This window comes from Sphingomonas soli NBRC 100801, from assembly GCF_001591025.1.
In the GTDB taxonomy this organism is placed as follows: domain Bacteria; phylum Pseudomonadota; class Alphaproteobacteria; order Sphingomonadales; family Sphingomonadaceae; genus Sphingomonas; species Sphingomonas soli.
Genome location: NZ_BCTZ01000025.1, coordinates 1 through 24646, shown reverse-complemented (window position 1 = coordinate 24646; position 24646 = coordinate 1). Strand labels below are relative to the sequence as shown.

General features: G+C 62.7%; 23 protein-coding genes. 21 read left to right on the top strand and 2 right to left on the bottom strand.

The annotated features are described in order from the left end of the window. The first annotated feature begins 6 nt into the window (after nt 1-6). The 19 genes from SSO01S_RS16055 (at nt 7) to SSO01S_RS15965 (ending at nt 21144) form a co-directional block, all read left to right on the top strand. A complete protein-coding gene (locus SSO01S_RS16055; protein ID WP_066801089.1) occupies nt 7-1227 on the top strand; it encodes an O-antigen ligase family protein in 1221 nt (406 codons plus the stop codon). A 1-nt stretch (nt 1228) separates the two neighbouring features. Next, nucleotides 1229-3091, top strand: a complete 1863-nt coding sequence (gene asnB, locus SSO01S_RS16050; protein WP_066801086.1) for an asparagine synthase (glutamine-hydrolyzing) — start codon at nt 1229-1231, stop codon at nt 3089-3091. Beyond that, complete coding sequence (locus tag SSO01S_RS16045; RefSeq protein WP_066801083.1) at nt 3088-4218, top strand: glycosyltransferase; 1131 nt, start codon at nt 3088-3090, stop codon at nt 4216-4218. Before asnB ends, SSO01S_RS16045 begins: the two co-directional genes overlap by 4 nt. 51 nt (nt 4219-4269) lie before the next feature. Continuing rightward, nucleotides 4270-4977 (top strand): sugar phosphate nucleotidyltransferase, encoded by a 708-nt coding sequence (locus SSO01S_RS16040; protein WP_066801077.1) that lies wholly within the window; start codon nt 4270-4272, stop codon nt 4975-4977. Next, complete coding sequence (locus SSO01S_RS16035; protein ID WP_066801074.1) at nt 4977-5831, top strand: NAD-dependent epimerase/dehydratase family protein; 855 nt, start codon at nt 4977-4979, stop codon at nt 5829-5831. The genes SSO01S_RS16040 and SSO01S_RS16035 overlap by 1 nt, the downstream gene beginning before the upstream one ends. A 29-nt stretch (nt 5832-5860) precedes the next feature. Continuing rightward, nucleotides 5861-6943, top strand: coding sequence for a glycosyltransferase (locus SSO01S_RS16030; RefSeq protein WP_066801071.1), 1083 nt, complete (start codon nt 5861-5863; stop codon nt 6941-6943). A 119-nt stretch (nt 6944-7062) separates the two neighbouring features. Next, complete coding sequence (locus SSO01S_RS16025; RefSeq protein ID WP_083943189.1) at nt 7063-8232, top strand: N-acetyl sugar amidotransferase; 1170 nt, start codon at nt 7063-7065, stop codon at nt 8230-8232. Beyond that, complete coding sequence (gene hisH, locus SSO01S_RS16020; RefSeq protein ID WP_066801066.1) at nt 8229-8843, top strand: imidazole glycerol phosphate synthase subunit HisH; 615 nt, start codon at nt 8229-8231, stop codon at nt 8841-8843. The genes SSO01S_RS16025 and hisH overlap by 4 nt, the downstream gene beginning before the upstream one ends. Nucleotides 8844-8846: 3 nt before the next feature. Further along, nucleotides 8847-9605 carry an AglZ/HisF2 family acetamidino modification protein gene (locus SSO01S_RS16015; protein ID WP_066801062.1) on the top strand — a complete coding sequence of 253 codons (759 nt, stop codon included), beginning with the start codon at nt 8847-8849 and terminating at the stop codon, nt 9603-9605. A 33-nt stretch (nt 9606-9638) separates the two neighbouring features. Continuing rightward, nucleotides 9639-11765, top strand: a complete 2127-nt coding sequence (locus SSO01S_RS16010; RefSeq protein ID WP_066801059.1) for a bi-domain-containing oxidoreductase — start codon at nt 9639-9641, stop codon at nt 11763-11765. Nucleotides 11766-11790: 25 nt separating this feature from the next. Then, the gene (locus SSO01S_RS16005) at nt 11791-13572 is read left to right on the top strand and encodes a heparinase II/III family protein (RefSeq protein ID WP_218000383.1); all 1782 of its coding nucleotides are present in this window, start codon (nt 11791-11793) and stop codon (nt 13570-13572) included. Next, on the top strand, nt 13572-14846 hold the full coding sequence (locus tag SSO01S_RS16000; RefSeq protein ID WP_066801057.1) for a glycosyltransferase family 4 protein: 1275 nt from the start codon (nt 13572-13574) through the stop codon (nt 14844-14846). The genes SSO01S_RS16005 and SSO01S_RS16000 overlap by 1 nt, the downstream gene beginning before the upstream one ends. Further along, nucleotides 14785-16002 carry a LegC family aminotransferase gene (locus SSO01S_RS15995; protein WP_157073823.1) on the top strand — a complete coding sequence of 406 codons (1218 nt, stop codon included), beginning with the start codon at nt 14785-14787 and terminating at the stop codon, nt 16000-16002. Before SSO01S_RS16000 ends, SSO01S_RS15995 begins: the two co-directional genes overlap by 62 nt. A gap of 58 nt (nt 16003-16060) precedes the next feature. Continuing rightward, nucleotides 16061-17245: a UDP-N-acetylglucosamine 4,6-dehydratase gene (locus SSO01S_RS15990; protein ID WP_066801056.1), complete on the top strand. Its 1185-nt coding sequence runs from the start codon at nt 16061-16063 to the stop codon at nt 17243-17245. Between the two features lie 2 nt (nt 17246-17247). After that, nucleotides 17248-17928 carry a sugar transferase gene (locus SSO01S_RS15985; RefSeq protein WP_066801054.1) on the top strand — a complete coding sequence of 227 codons (681 nt, stop codon included), beginning with the start codon at nt 17248-17250 and terminating at the stop codon, nt 17926-17928. After that, nucleotides 17888-18502: a GNAT family N-acetyltransferase gene (locus SSO01S_RS15980; RefSeq protein ID WP_245646857.1), complete on the top strand. Its 615-nt coding sequence runs from the start codon at nt 17888-17890 to the stop codon at nt 18500-18502. The genes SSO01S_RS15985 and SSO01S_RS15980 overlap by 41 nt, the downstream gene beginning before the upstream one ends. A gap of 51 nt (nt 18503-18553) precedes the next feature. Beyond that, nucleotides 18554-19222, top strand: coding sequence for an acyltransferase family protein (locus tag SSO01S_RS15975; protein WP_066801051.1), 669 nt, complete (start codon nt 18554-18556; stop codon nt 19220-19222). A gap of 6 nt (nt 19223-19228) precedes the next feature. Then, nucleotides 19229-19654, top strand: a complete 426-nt coding sequence (locus SSO01S_RS15970; protein ID WP_066801048.1) for an acyltransferase family protein — start codon at nt 19229-19231, stop codon at nt 19652-19654. A gap of 212 nt (nt 19655-19866) precedes the next feature. After that, entirely contained in the window at nt 19867-21144 is a 1278-nt protein-coding gene (locus SSO01S_RS15965; RefSeq protein ID WP_157073822.1) for a sugar transferase, read from the top strand. 27 nt (nt 21145-21171) lie between these two features. On the opposite strand, the gene SSO01S_RS15960 is transcribed toward SSO01S_RS15965, so the two are convergent. Together SSO01S_RS15960 and SSO01S_RS15955 are read right to left on the bottom strand one after the other, a co-directional pair. Further along, nucleotides 21172-21942, bottom strand: coding sequence for a metallophosphoesterase (locus SSO01S_RS15960; protein ID WP_066801041.1), 771 nt, complete (start codon nt 21940-21942; stop codon nt 21172-21174). 128 nt (nt 21943-22070) lie between these two features. Further along, nucleotides 22071-22298, bottom strand: coding sequence for a hypothetical protein (locus SSO01S_RS15955; protein WP_066801038.1), 228 nt, complete (start codon nt 22296-22298; stop codon nt 22071-22073). Between the two features lie 444 nt (nt 22299-22742). Here SSO01S_RS15955 and SSO01S_RS15950 point away from each other — a divergent pair, with 444 nt between their 5' ends. Further along, nucleotides 22743-23798: a M48 family metallopeptidase gene (locus SSO01S_RS15950; RefSeq protein ID WP_066801036.1), complete on the top strand. Its 1056-nt coding sequence runs from the start codon at nt 22743-22745 to the stop codon at nt 23796-23798. Nucleotides 23799-23932: 134 nt separating this feature from the next. After that, the coding region (locus SSO01S_RS17645) for a hypothetical protein (protein ID WP_218000382.1) at nt 23933-24646 on the top strand (714 nt) is incomplete at its 3' end.

Genomic DNA, 24646 nt, shown 5'->3' with positions numbered 1-24646 from the left:
CCAGTTTTGACGGCGCAGAAGCTGATATGGGCGCGGCTCGCGCTTTTCGTGCTTTTGTTCTCGATCAACTTCGAAATGGTAAACCTGCTCGGAGATGGCGAAAAAGGCCTCTCCATCAGCCGCATCACGGCGTTGGGTTATGCCATCGTCGTAATGGCAACCGTCCCCCTGGTGATGAGCAAGGAGGGGAAGGCGTTCACAATACTTCTGTTTTGCATGCAGATCGTGATGATCATTGTGAGCGTCTATAATATAACCGAGGATTATGGCAGGTTCTTTGACGAATCCATTTTCTCCTGTGCGTTGATCTTCTGGGTTCTTGTCTGCCACCAGCGCTCGGACCCCCAGGTCGTAATAGACGGACTGCTCTATTTCGCCCTCGGTGCAGCCATCATTTCGGTTCTGGGAATCGCCGGCTACGGCGTCGAATATGACATAGATGGTCGGCTTATTCTGTTCGGCGACAATTCCAACCTGATCGGCGTTCGCATGACGGTCGCCACCATGGTGCTGATCTACTCGTCGCTCCGGTTCTTCAAGACGGCGCTCCCGCTGAGCGCGGCGTGCGGGTTCATGGCATTGCTGACGGCGCTCTTCATGATTGAGACGGGCTCTCGCGTCGCGGCGATCTCGTTCTTTGTGGCGCTGATGATTTTTTATACGCGATACATGCTGTGGGGGCGCAAGTTCGTATTTGGCGCCCTTGCCATGGGTGCGGGGCTGGCGGTTGCGGTGCCGTATCTGGTTTTGGCCACGGACATACCGCTGATGGATCGCTTGCAAAGATCCTATTATGAAGGCGACCTTGCCGGCCGCGGCGACGTGTGGACCATGTATCTCGACGAGTTGCGAAACTTCGACGATTTCGTGATCGGGCATGGCTATTCTGGGTTCGACAAGCTCGCCACCCATTTGTTCGGCCAGTTCATGAGCCCGCATAACGTGCTGGTGGAAATGCTGCTCCTGGGCGGCATCGTCGGACTGCTGATCTTCCTGGCGATGAACTTTCTGGCGCTGGTCGGTGCCATTCGCCAGATTCGATACGCCGATCAGATTTTGCCGCTCATGTTGCTCATGCCGTATTTCGGCTCGGTGCTGTCCGGGCAGACACTGAACGTGAAGCTGATGTGGGTGGTGCTGGCCACCTGCTTCACGCCGATCATGTATCGCCGGAGCGCGTCGCTTCCGGTCGGCTGGCGCACCGTCAACACCGTGAAGGCTGCCTGACATGTGCGGCATTGCCGGATTTGTCTCGCTAGCACCGATGGGCGCCGATGCGGCGACGCGGATTGTAACCGCGATGGCCGATCGCATCCGGCATCGCGGTCCCGATGCGGGGGATGTCTGGGTCGATGCCGCGGCCGGTGTGGCGCTGGGCCACCGCCGCCTGTCCATTGTCGATCTGTCGTCGGCGGGCGCACAGCCGATGGATTCGGCGAGCGGGCGCTTTACGCTCGTTTATAATGGCGAGATCTACAATCACGCCGAGATCCGCGAAGCGCTTGGCGGGGCAGGGCGATCGTGGCGCGGCCATTCCGACACGGAAACCCTGCTGGCGGCAATCGAGGCATGGGGCATCGAGCGTGCGTTGCAGGCCTGTGCGGGCATGTTCGCATTGGCGCTCTGGGATCGGCACGAGCGCTCGCTGACACTGGCGCGAGACCGGATGGGCGAGAAACCGCTCTATCTGGGCTGGCAAGGCCAGCACCTCCTGTTCGGCTCGGAGATCAAGGCGCTTCAGGCCCATCCTGCGTTCGAGCGGCAGATCGACACGGCCGTGCTCGGCAATTATTTCCGCTTCGGCAATACGCCGGGCCGCAGCTCGATCTGGGCCGGGATCGGCAAGTTGCCGCCCGGATCGTACCTCACCTATCGCCTGGGCTCGGGGCGGACCCTGCCGGAGCCGACGCTTTATTGGTCGATCGACACTGCGGCTGAAGCTGGTCGCGCCGATCGTTTCCGGGGCAGCGCGGAAGATGCTGCGGACGCGCTGGGAGCGGTGCTGTCCAAGGCCGTGGGCCAGCAGATGGTCGCCGATGTGCCCCTCGGCGCCTTCCTGTCCGGTGGCATCGATTCCTCGACCATCGTGTCGCAGATGCAGGCGCAGTCGGCCCGGCCGATCAAGACCTTCACGATCGGATTCGAAGAACCCGAATATGACGAATCGGTCCATGCCGAAGCCGTCGCGAGGCATCTGGACACCGAGCAGACCACGCTGAAACTGACCGCAGCGGATGCGCAGGCGGTCGTTCCTTCGCTGGCGGCGCTATTCGACGAGCCCTTTGGAGACACCTCGGCGATCCCGACGCTGCTGGTCTCGCGGCTCGCACGCCAGGAAGTGACCGTCGCGCTTAGCGGGGACGGTGCGGACGAGTTGTTTGCGGGGTATAGCCGCTATCATAGCCCGCGGATGCGCGCGGTGTGGAACTTCGGCCGGCTCGCACCCGGACCGTTGCGGACCCTGGCCGGGCGCCGGATCGGCGGCGCCGCCTATTCGCCATCGTCGAGCCGCGATCCCGCTGCCTTCCTGGCGGGAATGTACGATCTCTCGCTGTCGCAGTGGCGCGTGCCGCCGGTGATCGGGTCGCATGGCACGATACCGGCGACCGCTATGCCGAAGGGCGTCGATCATGTCGGTTTGATGATGCTCGCTGACACGCATCGCTATCTGCCAGACGACATTCTCACCAAGGTCGATCGCACGGCAATGTCGGTCAGCCTTGAAACGCGCGCCCCGTTCCTCGATCACCGGGTTGTCGAGTTCGCGATGCGCTTGCCGACCGAGGCGCTGGTGCGCGATGGCGTCGGCAAGATGCCCTTGCGCAACCTGCTGTACCGCAGCGTGCCGCGCGAGATTCTGGAGCGGCCCAAAATGGGGTTCGCGCCCCCCATCGACCATTGGATTCGCGGTCCGCTTCGCGAATGGGCGGAGGATTTGCTTTCCGCCGAGAGCCTCGGCGCAAGCGGCTTGCTAGACGTCGCTGCGATCCGCGCGCGCTGGACCGAACACCTGTCAGGCCAGCGTAACCATCGCGATCCGTTGTGGATCGCACTTATGTTCCAATCCTGGCTGCGCGAGAACGCCGCATGAAAATCCTTCTCGTCATCGACTATCTCGGATCGGGCGGAGCGCAGCGGCAGATCACCAATCTCGCGCTGGGGCTGCAGGCCCGCGGCGTGGACGTGACCTTGGCGGTCTATCATTTTTCGGACGCGGATATCTTCCGGCCCGCTATCGAAGCGGCTGCGATCCCGATCCTGAATATCGCCAAGTCGAGCAGATATTCGCTCGAAGTGCCCGCCGCCTTGCTGCGCAGCATGCGGGAGGCACAGTACGACGCCGTCATCTCATTTCTCGACGCACCGAATATCTATGCCGAACTGGCGAAGCTCGGGATGCCGGGTCAGAAGCTGATCGTGTCGGAGCGATTGAGCTATCATGCCGAGAAAGGCTGGCTGTTCAGCCGGGCGCGGCGCGTGTTGCATGCGCTCGCCTCCGTCGTGGTAAGCAACAGCCACAGCCAGACCGATTGGCTGCGCCACTTCCCGTGGCTCCGCCGCAAGGCGCGGACGATCTACAACGGCTATCCGATAACCGATTATGTCGCGTTGAACCCGCCGGGCGAAGGCCCGCTGAAGCTGCTCGCGATCGGCCGGATTACCGAGCAGAAGAATCCCAAGGCGCTCGCGCAAGCACTGGTCCAGCTTCACCAGAAGACCGGCAAGATGCCGCAATTGACCTGGGTCGGCCGGGTCGAGAGCGGTCCGGCTGCGGCGCAGCTCCACCGCGAGACCTGCGACGTCATCGAAGGCTATCCCGCGCTGAAGGCCAATTGGATCTGGGCGGGCGAGCATTCGGACGTGAACCCGTTCCTCGTCGACTGCCATGCGCTCGTCCATCCTTCGCTCTATGAAGGTTTGCCAAATGTCGTTTGCGAAGCGCTGATGGCGGGGCGGCCGGTGCTGGTTTCCGATATGTGCGACAACGCGCTCCTATCCGGCCGGGCCGGCGAGCGCGGGCTGGTCATTCCCGACCTGACGCCGACGGCGATTGCCGAGACGATTGAGGCGCTCTACGGCCTGCCCGGCGAGCGCTGGCAGGAATGGAGCGCGAACGCGCGCGGCTATGCCACGAGCAGCCTGACGATCGCGCAGATGTGCGACGCCTATCTCGATCTCGTGAACGAGCTGTTGGGGAAACGGGCCCCGTCCAAGTGAAGCCCGATCAATTCTCTCCCTCGAACGACTGACTACGCAGGAGTGTCATCCATGGAAAAGCGGGCGATCATCTTGGCGGGCGGAAAGGGTACGCGTCTGCGGCCCTATACGACCGTCCTGCCCAAGCCCTTGATGCCGATCGGTGAGTATCCGATCCTCGAGGTGATCATCCGGCAGCTGGTCAAGGCCGGCTTCGATCGCATCACGCTCGCCGTCAATCACCAGGCGGAGATCATCAAGGCCTATTTCGCATCGGGCGAACGGCTGGATGTGAAGATCGACTATTCGCTCGAGGACCAGCCGCTGGGCACGATGGGGCCGTTGCGGCTGATGGCCGATCTTCCCGAGCATTTTCTGGTCATGAACGGCGACGTGCTGACCGACCTGGATTTTGGCGGTTTCTACGATCGCCATGTGGCGTCGGATTCGGTCTTTTCGATCTCGGCACACCTGCGCCAGCAGATCGTCGACTACGGCGTGCTCGACCGTGATGCCGATGGCCATTTGTCGGGATTCCGCGAAAAGCCGAAATCCGACTATCTGGTGAGCATGGGCGTTTACATGGCCAGCCGCCGCTGCCTCGATCTCATTCCCGCCGGTCAGTTATATGGCTTCGACCATCTTATGCTGGACCTGATGCAGCGCGGAGAGAGGGTCGCTGTGCGAGACTTTAGCGGCTATTGGCTCGATATCGGCCGGCCCGACGATTACATGAAGGCGATCGACGAGTTCGACGCCAAGAAAGACCTTTTCCTCTAATGAAGGGCGTCGCGATCATCGCGGGGGGCGAGGGCCTTCTCGGGCGCAGCCTGCAGAGCCGGCTGGCGCGCTTTGCGGACCTGACGGTGATTTCGGTGGGCCGGTCGGCAGGCGATCTGCGTGACTTTGCGAGCTGGGAGGGGCTGCCCCGCGCCGATTATGTGTTTCAGCTTGCGGCCCGGACGTTCGTGCCGGAAAGCTGGGAGACGCCGTACCGGTTCGTGCAGGACAATCTCGAGATCACGGCTGCCGCGGTGGAATATTGCCGCCTGCACAAAGCCAAGATCATCTATGCGAGCTCCTATCTCTACGGCAATCCGGAGACGCTCCCCATCGCCGAAACGGCGCGCGTGGATATCTCCAACCCCTATGGCCTTTCCAAGCGGATGTGCGAGGAAATGGTCGAGCATTTCTCGCACATGTTCGGTTTCCCGGCCGCAATCGTGAGGCCGTTCAACATTTACGGCCCCAACCAGGACGCGCGCTTCCTGCTGCCGTCGATCGTCCACCAGGCCAAGCATTCCGAAGCGATCCAGGTCCAGGACCTGGAGCCCAAGCGCGACTATGTATTCGTCGAGGATGTGGCCGAGGCGTTCATCGCCTCTGCCCTCCACGATTCGCCGTTCGCGGTATTCAATGTGGGCAGCGGCGAAAGCTATTCGGTCGGCGAGGTGGCGGATATCGTCAAGGCGCTGGTCGGCCGCGACGTGCCGGTGGTATCAACCGGCATCCGCCGGGTGTCCGAGATCATGGACACGCGTGCCGACATCTCCAAGGCAAACGAACTTCTCAACTGGTCGCCGCGCGTGACCATCCAGGAAGGGCTGAAGCTGCTCGTGGAATCCACGGCCTGAGTCCTCATGATTATTGGCGTGAAATTCAAATGAACGTGGCCTTTTTCGGAAGCGGGCGCTGCTTCCACACCTTCGACTGGTTTCGCTCTTGCTCGGATTTGCTGGGCAAGCCGGTGCCGTTCATCACCGACAATTACGAAGGCGATGGCCTGCCGTGCCTGTTTCGGGAAGGGGATGACGCGCGCGAGTTGATCATCATTGACCGTCTGCTTTCAACCGAAGCGACGGCGGTCGGCCACAAATGGCGCAACTTGATCAAGTTTCTGGTCATCCCGATCCAGATATTCCTGCTGCGGCGGCATCTGGCCAAGTTGAACCAGCCGTTCCTTCTGGCGCACTCGACCTACTACGCATTCGTTGCCAGCTTCACGCGCGCGCCCTATGCGGCGATCCCGCAGGGCAGCGAGGTTCTGGTCCGCCCCAAATCGCGCTTCTACCGCTGGCTGCTGCAGCGCTCGGTTCGCAAGGCGCGCTTTATCACGGTCGATTCCGAGGCGATGCGCAAAGTGCTTGTCGGCATGACCGACCGGCCGGTCTTCATCGTCCAGAACGGCATCAATATCCGGGCCGTGCAGGAGCCCAAGTCTGACGTCCGCGACCGCATCATGTCGATCCGGGCGATTTCCTCCAACTACCGGATCGCGGAGATCTTCGCGGGGCGGGATGCGGCGCTGCCGGACGCATCGCTGACCCTGACCTTCCCGTTTACGGAAGGGGTCTATTACGAGGCTGTCAGCACCTTGGTCCAGGAGCGGGATGCGATGCTGGGCTGCATCGACAAGACCGATCTGTACGGTTTGATGGCGAGCGCGATCTGCGTGGTTTCCATTCCGGAGAGCGATTCATCGCCGCGTTCGGTATATGAGGCGATCTTCGCAGGCGCGGCAGCGCTCTGCGCGCCCGCGCAATATATCGAGGCACTACCGGAGTGTATGCGCGCGCGGGTGATCGTGGTCGATGTCACGCAAGCCGACTGGCTTGGAAAAGGCGTGGCGCTCGCGAAGGAGATCGTGAAGAACCCCTATATCCCGAGCGAGGCTGCGCTGGTGGCGTTCGACCAGCGCAAGAGCATGGCGCGGTGCCTGCAACTCATCGAGGAAGTTCAGCCCTAGAGTGCCGCTTGCAACCCTGTGCACCGCGACTATTGCAGCGGCGCACCGGGCCCTGCCGCTAGTATCGGCGGGCCCATCGGAAACGAAGTCGCGACGCTGTCGCCCGATCAATTTGAAGAATGGTGAGGGAATTCCCTTTGGCTAACCAATTGTCTGCAAGGCCGTATCAGATTTGCACGCGGTGCGTGATGGATACGAGCGATTCTGCGATCGAATTTGACGCAAATGGCGTGTGTATGCACTGCCATAGCTTCGATGAGGACATTAAGCCGCATTGGCATACCGACGAGCGCGGCAAGGCCGCGGTCGCGAAGATGGTCGCGGATATCAAGGAAAGCGGCCGCGGCAAGGAGTTCGACTGCATCCTCGGCATGTCGGGCGGGCTCGACAGCTCGTACATGCTCCATCTGGTCGTCAAGGAATTCGGGCTCAGGCCGCTGGTCTTCCACGTCGATGGCGGATGGAATACCGATATCGCGGTCAACAACATCCAGATGCTCGTCGAAAAGCTTGGCCTCGACCTCTATACCGAGGTGATCAACTGGGAAGAGATGCGGGACTTCCAGCTCGCCTTCTTCAAGGCCGGCGTGCCGCATCTCGATATCCCGCAGGATCACGCGTTCATCGCCACCCTGTATCACTTCGCCGACAAGCACGGGATCAAGTACATCCTGAACGGTGGCAACTACTCCACGGAATGCGTCCGCAATCCGCTGGAGTGGCTGTACTACGGCACGGACATGGCGCAGCTGCGCGACATTCACGGCCAGTTCGGCACCCGCAAGCTCAAGACCTATCCGTTCAGCAGCGTGCTCTATCACAAATTCTACCTGCGCTACCTGAAGGGGCTGAAGGTAGCGAAGCCGCTCAACTCGCTTCCCTATACCAAGGCGCTGGCGATCGACACGCTCTCCAGCCTCTATGGCTGGCGGCCCTATCCGCAGAAGCATTTCGAGAGCCGCTTCACGCGCTTCTATGAGGGCTATTGGCTGCCGACCCGCTTTGGCTACGACACTCGCCGCGTCCAGTATTCGAGCCTGATCGTGACGGGCCAGATGGCCCGCGAGGACGCCATCGCCCAGCTCGCGCGACCGGCCTACGACCCCGAGACGATCGACGCCGAATTCGAATATATCGCCACCAAGCTCGGCATCACGGTCGAGGAATTGCGCAAGTATCACGAGATGCCGCTCAAGACCTATCGTGACTATCGAAACCAGGAATGGATGTTCAAGCTCGGCGCCAAGGTGCTGAAGCTCCTCGGCGTCGAAAGGTCGATAAAACGATGATCGCGATCATCGACTATGGATCGGGCAATACCGCCGCGATCGCCAATATCTTCAAGCAGCTCAAGGTGCCCCATTGCATCACCGGCGACCATGCCGAGCTTGAAAAGGCGGACCGCTACATCCTGCCGGGTGTCGGGGCGTTCGATGCGACGATGGCGCATCTGACCGCTTCGGGCACCATCGACGTGCTCAACGAGCAGGTGATGGGCCGCGGCAAGAAGGTGATGGGGATTTGCGTCGGCATGCAGATCTTCGCCGATTCCAGCGATGAAGGCGAACTGCCGGGCCTTGGCTGGATCCCCGGCCGTGTCCGCCGGATCCGCACGGAGAACCTGACCTCCGGGCCGCGCCTCCCGCATATGGGCTGGAACAGCGTCAGCGTGCAGGGCGCACCCGAACTGTTCAACGGCGTCGACTTCGAGCGCGGCTTCTATTTCCTGCACAGCTATTATTACGACGCCGCCGACCCCGCCGACGTTATCGCGACGGTCGACTATGGCGGCCGGTTCCCCTGCGCGGTGGGCAAGGGCAATGTCATCGGTCTGCAATTCCACGCCGAGAAGGGCCACGCCAGCGGTGTCGCGGTCTTCCGAAACTTCGCCGGACTCTGAACCATGCTGCGATCACGGATAGCGCCCTGCCTGCTCATGCGCGACGGCGGCCTCGTCAAGACCGAGGGATTCAAGGGCGGAAAATATGTCGGCGACCCGCTCAATGCGGTGAAGATCTTCAACGAGAAGGCGGTCGACGAGCTGGTGTTCTTCGATATCGACGCTTCCGTCGAAGCGCGCGAGCCGCATTTCCCGCTCTTGCGCAGCATCGCCGCGGAATCGCGGATGCCGCTCTGCTATGGCGGGGGCGTCACCAGCGCCGCCCAGGCGGCGAAGATCGTTGCCGCCGGCTTCGAGAAGGTCTCGATCAGCGCCGCCGCCCTCGAACGGCCGGAGCTGGTCCGCGAAATGGCTGAGGCGGTCGGCTCGCAGAGCGTGACCGTCACGATTGACGTCAAGCGCGGCATGCTGGGCGGCTACACGATTTACACGCATAACGGCCGCCGCAAGCACAAGCAGGACCTTGTCGAGTTCTGCCAGCAGGTCGAAGCGCTTGGTGCAGGCGAGATCGCCATCAATTCGATCGACCGCGACGGGGCGATGCAGGGATATGACCTTGCTTTGGCGCGGCAGGTCCGGGCTGCGGTGACCACGCCGATGACCGTCGTCGGCGGCGCGGGCACGATCGACCATATGCAACAGTTGATCGACGCCGTCGGCACCGTCGGCGCGTGCGCCGGTAGCATGTTCGTCTTCAAAGGCACCTACAAGGCGGTGCTGATCAGCTACGACCGGCCATCCGGCCTGCCCACAGTCGGCTGACATCAACGGGTACACCCGCTTCAAAGGTTCGTAATGAAACAGATTTTGCAAGATTTGCGCAAGGGAACGACGTACCTCACCGAGGTCCCGGCACCGACGGCTGCCTCGGGCACCCTGCTGATCGCGAGCCGCGTGAGCTTGATCTCGGCCGGTACCGAACGGATGCTCGTCGACTTCGGCCGCTCCTCAATGCTGCAAAAGGCCCGCCAGCAGCCTGAGAAGGTGAAGATGGTGCTCGAGAAGATCGGCACCGACGGCCTTTTCACCACGATCGACGCGGTCCGCTCGAAGCTCGCCCAGCCGATCGCGCTCGGGTACAGCAATGTCGGCGTCGTTCAGAGCGTCGGCAATGGCGTTCTGGATTTCAAGGCCGGCGACCGGGTCGTCTCGAACGGTCCGCATGCCGATCTGGTTCGCGTTGCGCAGAATCTGTGCGCGCGCATTCCCGACAATGTCGACGATGAATCCGCTTCCTTCACGGTGGTGGGGGCGATCGGGCTCCAGGGCATCCGCCTGATCGAGCCGACCCTGGGCGAAGCGATTGCCGTCAGCGGCGTCGGGCTGATCGGCCTGATCACCGTCCAGCTACTGATCGCCCAAGGGTGCCGGGTTCTCGCAATCGACTTCGATGCTGACAAGCTCGAGCTGGCACGCAGCTTCGGCGCCGAGATTTGCAATCTCGGCCGCGGCGAGGATCCGGTGGCGGCCGGCATGACGTTCAGCCGCGGGCGCGGCATGGACGGTGTGATCATCACCGCATCGACCGCATCGAGCGATCCGGTTTCGCAGGCGGCGCAAATGTCCCGCAAGCGCGGGCGGATCGTGCTGGTCGGCGTCACCGGCCTCGAACTCAACCGCAGCGAATTTTACGAGAAGGAGCTGTCGTTCCAGGTATCGTGCTCCTACGGACCGGGCCGGTACGACCCCGCATATGAGGATCAGGGGCAGGATTATCCCCTCGGCTTCGTACGCTGGACCGAGCAGCGCAATTTCGAGGCGATCCTCGACATGATGGCGAGCGGCCGTCTCGACGTGAAGCCGCTGATCAGCCATCGCATCGCCTTTGAAGAGGCACCGTCGGCCTATGACGTGCTGACCACCGATCCTTCGGTGCGCGGCGTTCTCCTCAACTATTCGGCGACGGGCGACGCGGAGCGGCTGGCGCCGTCGGTCGCGTTGCAGGCAGGGCCGCAGGCCTACACCGCCGTGAAGGCGGTGTGCGGCTTCATCGGTGCCGGCAACTATGCGTCGCGGATGCTGTTGCCGGCGTTCAAGGCAGCCGGTGCGCAGTTCAAGACCATCGTCACCTCCGGCGGGCTGAGCGGTGTGATCCACGGCGCCGGCGCCGGTTTCGAAGAAGCGTCCACCGATGTCGATGCGATGCTGGCCGATCCGGCGATCAATACCGTGGCGATCGTCACGCGCCACAATTCGCACGCGGCGCTGACCTGCAAGGCGCTCACCGCCGGCAAACATGTTTTCGTCGAAAAGCCGCTCGCGCTGAACAATGCCGAGCTCGAAGCCATCCAGGCCGCGCATGCCACGGGTTCGGCGCAGCTGATGGTCGGGTATAATCGCCGCTTCGCGCCGCATGTGGTCCGCATGAAGCAGATGCTGAGCGCGGTGAAGGAGCCGAAGTCGTTCATCATGACGATGAACGCCGGCGCCATTCCGGCCGGGCATTGGACCCAGGATCCCGCTGTTGGCGGTGGCCGGATCCTCGGCGAGGCGTGCCACCTGATCGACCTGATGCGCCATCTGGCCGATTCGCCGATCGTTTCCGCCCAGGCGCGTTGCATGGGCGTGCCGGTGAACGGTGTCGCGGACGACAAGGCGTCGATCACGCTCGGCTTCGCGGACGGCTCGTTCGGCACGATCCTGTATCTGGCGAATGGATCGGCGCGCTTCCCGAAGGAGCGCATCGAGGTGTTCTGCGCCGGCCGCATCCTTCAGCTCGATAATTTCCGCAAGCTGCGCGGCTTCGGCTGGCCCGGCTTCAGCTCCAAGGGAAGCTGGCGGCAGGACAAGGGACAGGAAGCCTGTGTGGCAGCGTTCCTCAATGGGATCGAATCCGGCAGCGGCGCGCCGATCCCCGCCGACCAGATATTCGAAGTGGCGAAGGTCAGCATAACCGTCGCCGAAATGCTGCGTGCCCAATAGCGGCCGGATAGCCAAGCTACGGACGGTGGCGAAACTCGGCGCGCATAGCGTGCTGCGGGTCGCGGCGTATCGCATTGGGCTGAAGACCGGGCTGCACCCGGTCCAGCGCCTGAAAGCCCGCCCGATCGACGGGAAGTTTTTTGCTCCTGCAGCCAATAGCCAGGCGGGTGCGACGGGGGAGGCGGCGCGATCGCTGCACTATTTCGGCTGGCGCGAGGTTCCGGTTACCGGCCAGGCGCCGGACTGGTTCGCGAACCCGTTCACCGGGGCCACGGCGCAACCGGCGATGCGGCCGTGGTGGACCATCCCGGATTTCGCCGAGGCGACCGGGGACATCAAGATATTGTGGGAGCCGTCGCGCTTCCAATGGTGCCTCGATCTTGCGCTGGCGGCACGGACGGACGGCGATGCGGCAGAGACGCTGGAGCGCTGGCTGCAGGATTGGCACGCCAAGAACCCGGCATATCAAGGGCCGAACTGGAAGTGCGGGCAAGAAGCATCGCTGCGCGTGATGCACCTGGCCATGGCTACGCTGCTGATTTCCGGCGGGACCGAGCCGAGCCCGGCATTGCGCGCGTCGCTATTCAACCATCTGCAGCGGATCGCGCCGACCATGGGCTATGCGGTTGGCCAGGACAATAATCACGGCACCTCCGAGGCAGCCGCGCTGTTCATCGGCGGAAGCTGGCTCGCACAGGCAGGCGTGGCCGAGGCGAACCGGTGGCAGCGCATGGGCAGGCGCTGGCTCGAGAACCGGGTTTCCCGGCTGATCGCGCCCGATGGCAGCTTCAGCCAATATTCGCTCAACTATCACCGCATGGTGCTCGATACGCTGTGCATGGTGGAGATCTGGCGGGGCCGGCTTGGCCTGCCAGAGTTCTCCGCGGCGTATCTGGCCCGGGCTCGGGCTGCGACGCGTTGGCTGCGCGAGATGATTGATCCCGCATCCGGCGATGGGCCGAATGTCGGCGCCAATGACGGCGCGCATATCTTCGATATCGGCCGGACGCCGTATCGCGATTTCCGCCCGACCGTGCAGACCGCCGCGATCCTGTTCGAAAATGCCCGCGCCTATCCCGGCGATGGCGCGTGGAACCGGCGGGCGGAGGCGCTGCGGCTCGCGCTTCCCGATACCGTGCTGGCGCCGGCGGCGTCCGCTCAGTTCGACGATGGCGGCTTCAGCGTGGTGCGGAGCGGAGCGGCGATGGCGATGCTGCGCTATCCGCGCTTTCGCTACCGCCCGAGCCAGTGCGACGCGCTGCATGTCGATCTGTGGCTGGGCGGCGACAACCTGCTCGGGGACGCCGGGACCTATAGCTATAATTCGGGCGAGGAATGGCTTGCCTATTTCGGCGGCACCGCCAGCCACAACACGATCCAGTTCGACGGCCGCGACCAGATGCCGCGGATCGGCCGCTTCCTGCTCGGCGAATGGCTGAAGAGCGATGACGTGGCGTTCGACCCCGATGGCGCGCAGGCCGGTTACACCGATGGGCAGGGTGCCTCGCACAAGCGGTCGATTGCGCTCCATGCGGACAGGCTGGTCGTCACCGACACGATTTCGGGCTTTGCGGGCTCCGCCGTGCTGCGCTGGCGGCTGCGCAAGGGCGAATGGCGCAGCGACGGTCCGCACGGCGTGACCGATGGCGCGCACCGGCTCACCGTGGCGGCCGATGCCGCCGCCGGGCCGCTCGCACTCGGCGCGGGGTGGCGATCGCTCCTGTATCTGAACAAGGAAGAGACGCCGGTGGTCAGCTGCGAACTGACCGGGCCGGCCGTCATCACCACAATCTATAGCTGGGCCTGATGCGCGTACTTTACTTCCACCAGCATTTCTCCACGCCCAAGGGCTCGACCGGGCTGCGCTCGTTCGAGATGGCGCAGAATCTGTTGCGGCGCGGGCATGCGGTGACGATGGTTTGCGGCAGCTACGGCCTGGGGCAGACCGGGCTGGACGGCCCGTTCGTCAAGGGGCGGCGGCGCGGTACGGTCAGCGGCATCGACGTCATCGAATTCGATCTGGCCTATACCAATGCCGACGGCTTCGTGAAGCGCGCCTGGACCTTCGTCCGCTTTGCCATGGCGAGTATCGGCATCGCATTCCGCGAAGACTATTCGGTGCTGTTCGCGACCACCACGCCGCTCACCGCCGGCATTCCCGGCATTTTTGCGCGCTGGCTGCGCCGCAAGCCGTTCGTCTTCGAGGTCCGCGATCTGTGGCCGGAATTGCCCAAGGCGATGGGGGTCATCCGCAATCCGGTGGTGCTCGGGCTGATGTCGATGCTGGAATGGCTCAGCTATCATTCCGCCGACCGGCTGATCGGCCTGTCGCCCGGTATTGTCGAGGGTATCCGCAAGCGCGGCATCGCCGCCGAGCGGGTTACCGAGATATCCAACGGATGCGACCTGGCGCTGTTCGGCGCTTCGGCTCCGCCCTGGCGTCCGGACGGTGTCGCCGAAAGCGATCTGATGGCGGTGTTCGCCGGATCCCACGGTATCGCCAACGGCCTGGATGCCCTGCTGGATGCCGCCGCCGAGCTGCAGGGCAGGGGCCGCGACGACATCAAGTTCGTGCTGATCGGCGACGGCAAGCTCAAGCCGGCACTGCGGCAGCGGGCGGACGAACTCGGGCTGCGCAACGTCGTCTTCCACGATCCGGTGGACAAGGCCCGGCTGAGCGGCCTGATGCGCGCCACCGATATCGGGCTGCAGATCCTCGCCAATGTGCCGGCTTTCTATTTCGGCACCTCGCCCAACAAGTTCTTCGACTATGTCGCGGCGGGGCGGCCGGTGCTGATCAACTATCCCGGCTGGCTGGCCGGCTTCGTCACCGAGCAGCGCTGCGGGTTCGCGGTGCCGCCGGCCGACCCCGCCGCCTTTGCCGATGCGCTTGAGCAGGCCGCGGCCGACCGCGCCGGATTGCAGGCAATGGGGCGGCGCGCGCGGGAATTGGCGGAGGCGCAATTCGATCGGCGCAAGCTGGCAGATCGCTGGGTGGACTGGATTGAGGGAAGCAGTAATGGTCGAGAGCAACACGGTCGCAGCGGACCGCACGGTAGAGTTGATGATGAACGAGACTGAACCCAGGGCCCAGCAGGTCGTCGATATCGTGCGCCACGTATATGGCGAGGGGTTCATCCCATTGCACCGGCCCGTGTTCGGCGGGCACGAGAAGACGTATCTCGCCGAGTGCGTCGATTCGAATTTCGTGTCGTCAGTGGGCGAGAAGGTGGTCGCATTCGAACGCGCCATCGCCGATTTCACCGGCAGCAAATATGCGATCGCGACCATGAACGGCACCGCGGCGCTGCACATCAGCCTGATGCTCGCGGGCGTGCGTGCGGGCGACGAGGTCATCTCCCAGGCGCTGACCTTCATCGCGACCTGCAATGCGATCAGCTATATGGGCGCACATCCGGTGTTCGTGGATGCGAGCAAGGAAACGCTGGGCATGTGCCACGAGGCGCTGACCCGCTTCCTCGAGCAGCATGTGGAGGTGCGCGAGGGGCAGGCGTATAACCGCACGACCGGGCGGCGCATTGCCGCCTGCGTTCCGATGCACACGTTCGGGCTGGCGCTGCGCATCGACGAGATCGTCGCCGTCTGCAACGCGTTCTGTATCCCGGTGGTCGAAGACGCCGCGGAATCGCTCGGCACCTATATCGGCGAGCGCCATACCGGGACCAGCGGCGTGATCGGCGCCTATAGCTTCAACGGCAACAAGATCGTCACCACCGGTGGCGGCGGCATGATCGTGACCGACGATCCCGAGATCGCCAAGCGCGCAAAGCATATCACCACCACTGCCAAGATCCCGCATCCGTATGAGTTCAAGCACGACGAGATCGGCTATAATTACCGGCTCCCCAATCTGAACGCGGCGCTTGGCTGCGCGCAGATGGAGCAGCTGGACGAGTTCTTGCGCATCAAGCGCGACGTCGCAGCCTATTATGACGAGACGCTGCCGCCGCTCGGGTACACGCTGGTGCGCGAGCGCCCGGGGACGCGCTCCAATTACTGGCTCAACGCCGTGCTGCTTGCGGACCTGGAGAGCCGGGACGCCTTCCTGGAATATTGCAACGCACAGGGCGTGATGACACGGCCGGTATGGCGCCTGATGTCGAGCCTGCCGATGTTCGAGAAGTGCCAGAATGACGGCCTCGAAGTGTCGCGTTGGCTGGAGGAGCGGATCGTCAACATCCCGTCCAGCGTACCGGGCCGTCCTCCCATCGAATGAACGCGCGTTCGCTGACGAACGACATCCTTCTCATCATCTGAAAATCCGGGGTTAATTCATGAACGTGCTAGGACTGATCGGGCGTACCAGCCCGCTTTTCGACAAGGACATCGCCGCGCATGAGCAGCAATTGTCCGATGCCGTGCGGGGCGGGCGGTTCCTGGTCATCGGCGGTGCAGGGTCGATCGGCCAGGCGGTGACCCGCGAGCTGTTCAAGCGCAACCCAAAGGTTCTGCACGTCGTCGACATCAGCGAAAACAACATGGTCGAGCTGGTTCGCGATCTGCGCAGTACGCTCGGCTATATCGACGGCGATTTCGCCACCTTCGCGATCGACTGCGGCTCGCGCGAGTTCGAGGCGCTGATGGCCGATGGCGGCTATGACTATGTCTTCAATCTCTCGGCCCTCAAGCATGTGCGCAGCGAGAAGGACCCGTTCACGCTGATGCGGATGATCGAGGTCAATATTCTCAACACGCTCAAGACGCTGGAGATGGCGCGGGAAGGCGGCGCGCGCCGCTATTTCTGCGTTTCGACCGACAAGGCCGCCAATCCCGTCAACATGATGGGGGCCAGCAAGCGGATCATGGAGATGTTCCTGATGCGCGCGGCCGATCGGATGGAGAATTCCACTGCCCGCTTCGCCAACGTCGCCTTTTCCGACGGCTCGCTGCTGCACGGATTCAATCAGCGCGTCGCCAAGCGCCAGCCGATCGCTGCGCCCAACGATGTGCGCCGCTATTTCGTCACGCCGCAGGAATCGGGCGAACTGTGCATGATGTCGTGCCTGCTCGGAGAAAATCGCGACATCTTCTTCCCCAAGCTGTCCGAAGAGCTCCACCTCACCACCTTCGCCGATATCGCGGTGCGCTATCTGGAAGAGCTTGGATATGAGCCGGTCATCTGCGCCACCGAAGAGGAGGCCCGCGGCCGTGCCGCCGAGCTGATCCCGCAGCGGAAATGGCCCTGCTTCTTCTTCGCCAGCGACACCACCGGCGAAAAGGATTTCGAAGAATTCTTCACCGATGGCCAGCAGCTCGACATGGACCGCTTCGCCAATGTCGGCGTCATCAAGAACCAGCTGGCCTATGATGGCGAATTGCTTGACGGCTTCCTGCGCGAAATCGAGGCGATCCGCGCCGCCGGGCGCTGGAGCAAGGGCCCGATCGTCGATCTGTTCAACCGCATGATCCCCGAGTTCAACCACAAGGAAACCGGGCGTTATCTGGACGCGAGGATGTAAGCATGCAGCGCCTGCTCGACATTCTCCTATCCGGCCTAGCGCTCCTGCTCCTGTCGCCGCTGCTGGTTCCGATCGCGATCGTGCTGCGGCTGACCGGGGAGGGCGAGGTCTTTTATTTCCAGGACCGCGTCGGCAAGGGCGGCCGGATGTTCAAGGTCTACAAGTTCGCGACGATGCTCAAGAACAGCGCGAACATCGGCACCGGCACCGTGACGTTGAAGAACGATCCGCGGGTGCTGCCGCTCGGCAAGTTCCTGCGCAAATCCAAGATCAACGAGCTGCCGCAGCTGATCAATATCCTGAATGGCACGATGAGCGTCATCGGCCCGCGGCCGCAGACCCAGCGCTGCTTCGATGCCTTCCCGGTGCAGTCGCAGGAAGCGATCAAGCTCGTGCGTCCGGGGCTTTCCGGCATCGGCTCGATCGTCTTTCGCGACGAGGAAGAGATGATGCACCAAGATGCCGATCCGGATCGGCTCTATGACGATGTGATCATGCCCTACAAGGGCAGGCTGGAGGAATGGTATCAGCATAATCAGGGCGTCTGGACCTATGTGCTGCTGATCGTCCTCACCGCCTGGGTTATCGTTTCGTCGAACGTCGCGGTGGCATGGCGCTTCTTCCCCTCGCTCCCCCGGCCCGATGCGGACATGGCCCGACTGCTCCATCTCGGCGATGCATGACCGGGCGATCTATGCGCAGGTCGCCGCCCTGCACATAGCGAGCATTGATCGCGGTTTCCTGCCGCAGCTGGGCCCGCGTTTCCTGACGCTCCTCTATGAGGCGATGGACGCAGACCCGCGCTCGATCCTGATCGTCGAGGTCGAACAGGGCAAGGTCGCCGGGTTCGTCAGCGGCGGCGTTGGCCTCAAACATGTATATCGCGCGCTGCTGGGCCGGCTGCCGAGCGTGGTCTGGTCGCTCCTTCCCGCGTTGCTCTCGCCGCGCAAGATTTTCCGCATCGCGGAGATACTGCTGCACGCCCGTTCCGAAGAAGCGCCGGATCTCCCGGCGGCGGAATTGTTCAGTATCGCCGTCGCGCCCTTCGCGCGCGGCACCGGCTGCGCGCAGAAGCTGTACTTGGCGCTATGCCGGCATTTCCGCGACCAGGGCATCCTGTCCTTCAAGATCGTCGTTGGCCGCGATCTCGGTCCCGCCCATGCATTCTATCGCAAGATGGGGGCAGAGCCGGTCTCGGAGGTCGAAATCCACGCCGACCAGGCTTCCACGATTTACGTGCAGCAAAACCGCGATTGACGTGGTGACGCACTTTCTCAATTCTCGCCAAGCGCCTGCATCCAGCGGTGTGTGGCTTTCAGGGGGCTTGCGGTAGGCGCGATCGGGTCGCCCGCAAAGAAACAGAGGATCGAAACCAAATCCACGCACAATAATTTCGACCTTATCCGGCTATTCGCCGCGACACAGGTAGCAATTGCGCACACGGCCGAGCATCTGAATTTTCATTTCGGCTTTTTGAAGGTCCTTGAATATTTTCCGGGCGTTCCAGTCTTCTTTTTCATCAGCGGGTATCTGATCTATAAATCCTATGCCAATATCCGTGAGAATAACCTGAGGATATTCTTCACCAACCGGATACTACGGTTGTACGCGGCACTTTATGCCTGCTTTTTCCTGACGGTCGCCTCGATATATTTGAGCGGCTATTTCAGCGCGCATGAAGTGAGCTTTAAGCAGCTGGCGGTGTGGACGTTCACATCCCTGACCTTCTTCCAGTTCTACAATCCCGATTTTCTGCGTGAATATGGCGTTGGTGCGATTAACGGCAGCTTGTGGACGATAGCGGTAGAGCTGCAATTCTATATCCTGACGCCGATCCTGTTCATCGCTTACAAGAAGTATCGAAAAATAGCGCTGGCGATATTCATTTTCCTGATCGCCATAAATGCAGCCAACACCTTCCTGAACATCAAGGACGGGATGCTTTTCAAGCTATTCTCGGTATCGTTCATACCCTAGTTCTACATGTTCATGCTCGGCGCCTATGTGTCGACCAATCAGGCGTTGCAGCATAAAATCCTGTCCATCAATCCACTGATCTATCTCGTTCTCTATGCGGCATCCTATGCCGCGGCTGCGTATTTCGGCATCGGCACGGGAAATGGGATAAATGTCGTAAGCTATATGCTGCTGAGTGCGCTGATATTCAGCCTGGCGCATTACAAGCCGGGCCTGTCCAACAGCCTGCTGCAAGGCAACGACATCTCATATGGTGTGTATATCTATCATATGCCGATCGTTAACCTGTTCCTGTATCTGGGAATATTGGGATCGGCGTGGCATTTCGCGGGGGCATTGGCGCTCACCTTTGCCGTCTCGCTCTTGTCGTGGTTCTGCATCGAGAAGCCCGCGCTCAAACTGAAGAAGATGGCGCTGAGAAACTACAATTGACGCATCGCATGCAGTGAAACTGCGAAGACCGTGCCGCATCCCGTTATTGTACTTTTTACCCAGCCTCCTGAGCAACTTGCAGCTTGTGGAACAGGCGCGGCGCGGATACGAACGCGCCGAAATGACGTCGCTGCGCTTTATACCGGGCGGCTGCAATTTGGGAGGTCGTGGATCCGGGCGTAGGATCTGCGATCAGGGGGATCGGGTCGTCCATGATCAAGGTGCAGCGAAGGGGGGGCTATCGGCGCGCGCATGCCTGGAACAAGGCACGCGTGCAGCTGGGTGGCATCTTGCTGTTCGCGACCGCGCTGCCGACGATCATCCTGGCGATGTTCTACGTCCATTTCATGGATGCCGAGGCGAGCCAGATGGCCGCGCTCGGTACGCTGGTGGCAGGCTGCGCCAGCGTCTATCTCGTGCGCAACATCTCGCTTTATCCGGGAATACGCGGCGCCTTCTTCGTGTTCCCGTCGGTGCTGGTGTGCTTTGCGCTGACCTTTTCCTTTTTCCTGTTTTTCCGCGTCGACTATAGCCGCGCGCTGCTGATCGGCGGGAGCATCGGCACGCTGATCTGGCTGTACATCGTGCAGATCATGATCGAGCGCAGATCCGTCCTCAACGTCGGGATCGTCCCTTTCGGCAATGTCACGATGCTCGTGGAAGAGCCGATGCTGGAGCTGCACTGGCTTTCGGAGCCGGTGCGGACACGCCATTACGACGTGCTGGTGGCGGATTTCCGCGCCGACCTGACCGACGAGTGGGAAGCGTTTCTCGCCGACTGCGCGTTGGCGGGAATGCCCGTGCTGCACGTCAAGCAGCTGCATGAGTCGCTCACCGGCCGGGTGGAGATCGAGCATCTTTCGGAGAATAGCTTCGGCTCGCTCGTGCCGTTTATCGCCTATCTGCGCTTGCGCCGGGGCTTCGATTTTATCGCTGCCATAGCCGCCGCGATATTGCTGCTGCCGCTGTTCGTGGTGGTCGCGATCGCTATCAAGCTGGATTCGCCTGGGCCGGTGCTCTTCCGGCAAGTCCGGATCGGGTATCGCGGCGTGCCATTCCATGTCGCCAAATTCCGGACGATGGTCGCCAACCGCGACGAAGCCGACGAGCGCGCCGGGGCTATGACGCGCGACAACGACAAGCGCGTCACCAGGATCGGGCGCTTCCTGCGCCGCACGCGGATCGACGAGCTGCCGCAGGTGCTGAATATCTTGAAGGGCGAGATGAGCTGGATCGGTCCGCGGCCCGAGGCCGAGGTCCTGTCACGCTGGTACGAGACCGAATTGCCCTTCTACCGCTATCGCCACATCGTGCCGCCCGGCATCACCGGCTGGGCGCAGGTCACCCAGGGGCATGTCGCCGATCTGGATGCGGTGATGAGCAAGCTCCACTACGACTTCTATTATATCAAGAACTTCTCGCCCTGGCTCGATGCGCTCATCATCGCCAAGACCGTGCAGACGGTCGTAACCGGGTTCGGATCGCGCTGACCTGAAGCGCCGCGCGGTTGGCCGAGGTCAGATGACGGCCTGCAGGGGCCAGCGCTCGCCGCCTTCAAATCCCATCGCCGTCAGCTTGCCTGAGGCAAACGCCCCCGTGTCGAGGCCGATGCGATGGGGGTGGACTTCGATGTCGGCGGAAATGGTGTGGCCGTGGACGATGATCTTTTCGAGCGGGCCGCGATGATCGAGAAACTCGCTGCGGATCCAGCGGAGATTCTTGGGCTTTTGATGGGTTAGCGGCTGGCCGGGCAGCACGCCGGCATGGACGAATGCATAGTCGCCGAAGACGATCAGGTCCTCGAAGCGCTCGAGGAACTCGACATGTTCCGCCGGTACCCGTTCCTGCAGCATGGCGAGCAGTTCGGGATAGTCCGCGCCGAGATATGCCTGCTCCGGCACGCCATAGCTCAAAATCGTCTCGCGCCCGCCGATCCGCGTGAAGAAGGCCAGGGCCTTCAAGTCCCCGCGCACCGACTGGAGGAACACTTCCTCGTGATTGCCGAGCAGGAAGCTCGCGCGATCGGTGGTGCGGCTGATCTGGAGCGCGCGCTCGACGACCTGCGCCGATTCCGGCCCGCGGTCGATCAAGTCTCCCAGGAAGACGATATGCGTGTCGGCAGCGGGCCGGGCGGTATCGTCGCGATCAATCTGGTCAAGCAGGAGATCGAGCAGGTCGAGGCGGCCGTGAATATCGCCGATCGCATAGATGCGCAGGCCCGGCGGAATTGCGCCGGCGGGGGCGGTGGGGGCGCTGGCGCGGCGCGGCGGGAAAAGCTTGCGTAACATGATGTAGAACTGAGACTCTTGTCGGCCGCATGATCCGGCGGTGCACTCTACACTCTATCCGGCGCGCCCAAAACAAAAGTGGCGGCCGTTTCCGGCCGCCACTTGAACTCGTAACCCCAAGTCAGAGACTAGGGGCTGTCGGGCGAGTCATCGCTGTTCGCGAGAACGACAGCGCCGCCGATGATGGCGACGGTGGCGAGAACGCCGATGATGACCGCCGGAGCGAATTCGTTCTGGTTCTTGCCCTTGGTCGCCACACGCGCCTGCGACAGCGACAGCGACGAAGCCGGGCTTGCGAGGACCGGGGTCGCCGCCAGCGAGGCGACGGCAGCGGCCGTAAGAAGCTTAGCCAACATTATTATTACTCCCTCTTCGAGTTCGGTAATCTGGTCAGATCGGGCCTATGGCATAGGAACCAACCAACGGCAACATCTCAAAACTTTCGGTTTCGACAAGTTGCCCTGCCGTTGCCGTAACGCAACACTAGCCCGGTGTATCCCGGATTTCCTTTGCTAGCGGCTGCAAACGCACCATGCCGCAAGCGCGAAACCTTTTAGCTCCGCCCGCTGAGATCGCCAAGTGGTTAACGCGCTCCGGCGCAGCAGCTTTGCGATGTTTTTTCACAGTCTCCGGCGGTTACCGTGTGATTTTGAGCCGCAGGCGGGGGCGAATGCGGCGGTGCGGGCGCAGAGTGTATCGTTTCGGGACCTTGGCGGGCCGGTAAGGGCGCATCGCGAATCGCTTGCGGCTGCACAGAGGCCGGATTGCCGGAGCCGCAGAGGGACGCGTATGGGAAGCCAATGGTTTCATCGTTCGCCAAATTGGCCCTCCGCCTCCGCCACTTCGTCCCGTTCCTCGGCGCAAGCGCGATGTTCGCTCTTGTTCCCACCGGAGCGGTCGCCGCCGACGACCCCGCGATGTTCGAAAGCGTCCGCCAGGCCGATCTCAGGGTCGCGACGATCGGCTGGCGGCTGGCTTCGGCGAATGTTGCGCTGTGCGACCGGCTGGAGGCCGGCACCGGCCTCCAGTTGCATACGCTCGACCAGTTCGACGGCGGCTCGCGCGAGGATGCGCGTGTCCATTTCACCTTCGCCACCCCGGTGGCGATCGAAGGCGTGGTGGCGGGATCGCCGGCCGAGATCGCCGGGCTCAAGGCCGATGATTCGCTGGTTCGCGTCGGCAGTGTCGATATTGCCGCGCTGCCCGGCAAGCCGATGACCACCGATCGGCTGGTGGCAGCGCAGCTCGCCATCGCGGCGCTGCCGGTGGATGCGCCGATCGCGGTCGAGGTTCTGCGCGGCGGCGCGCCGGTTCGCGTGACGCTACAGCCGATCCCGGTCTGCAAGTCGCGCTTCGAGATGCGCATCGCCAGAGATTGGGGCGCCTCGGCCGACGGCACGATGGTCCAGATCGGCTCGCGCTTCGTCGAGGAATATCGCGACGAATGGCTCGCCGCGGTGATGGCGCACGAATTCTCGCACAACATCCTGCGCCATCGCGAAAAGCTCGAGGCGCGCGGCGTGAATTTCGGGATGCTCTCCGGCTTCGGCAAGAACGTGAAATATTTCCGCCAGACCGAACTGCAGGCCGATCTGCTCGGCGTTTATTTGATGGCCAACGCCAACTATCCCGTGCGCGCCGCGATTGATTTCTGGAAGGTGTTCGGGCCGAGCAAGGCGGGGGGCATCCTGCGCAGCCGCTCGCATCCATCCTGGCGGGACCGCGTCTCGACGCTGGAGGCGGAGATCGCCAAGATCGAGACGATTTCGGCGCGGCCGATCGTGCCGGCGGTCCTTACCGATCGCGCCGTGCCGCTGGACGGCAATTGGGAGCGGTTGATCGTCCGCCAACGCTGAGACCGGTCTCGGCGCCTGGTTTGGTGCCCATATTAGTCTTTTAGCGCGGATTGCGCTTGCGCCACAGCATTTACCCTCGTCAAATCGGCCATCGCGGGCAAATCAATTGCTGCGGGTCGCGAAGGGGAACAGCCATGGCCGATATCAACGATATTCTTGTCGAGGGGGAGCCCATCCCCGTTATTGAGCTGCGCGATTGGCTGATCGAGCGCGACACGGAAATCAACGACAACAGCCTTGCGATCGCAACCGGAACCATCGCCGTGCTGGTGGATACGCGAGTCTATCTGACGCAGGCCGCGCTCTATGCGGACCTGCTGCCGCTTGACGGCCTCCACGCATTGGTAACCGAAGATCCGGATGGCCTTAAGAACGGGCTGTACCGCAAAAACGGTGCTGTCAGCGCGGGGAACTGGGTGGGTCCGTTGGACCTGTTCGCCAGCGCGGCTGCCGCGCTGGTAGAACCGCTGGCGGAAACCGCCGAGGAATGGGCGGAAGCGGCTGCCGCCAGCGCTCTGGCTGCCGCGGCAAGCGCCCTCGCAGCCGATGTCAGCGCCACGGCGGCCGAAGCCAGCGCGACAGCAGCCGATGCCAGCGCGACCGCTGCTGACGCGAGCGCGACGGCAGCCGATGCCAGCGCGATAGCCGCGGGCGATAGCGCCACGGCGGCAGATGCAAGTGCGACGGCGGCCGATGTCAGCGCGACAGCAGCCGGCGCGAGCGCTACGGCGGCGGATGCCAGCGCGACTGCTGCTGACGCGAGCGCGACCCTGGCAGACGCTAGTGCGACCGCGGCCGCGACCAGCGCGACAGCCGCGGGCGACAGCGCCACGGCGGCAGATGCGAGC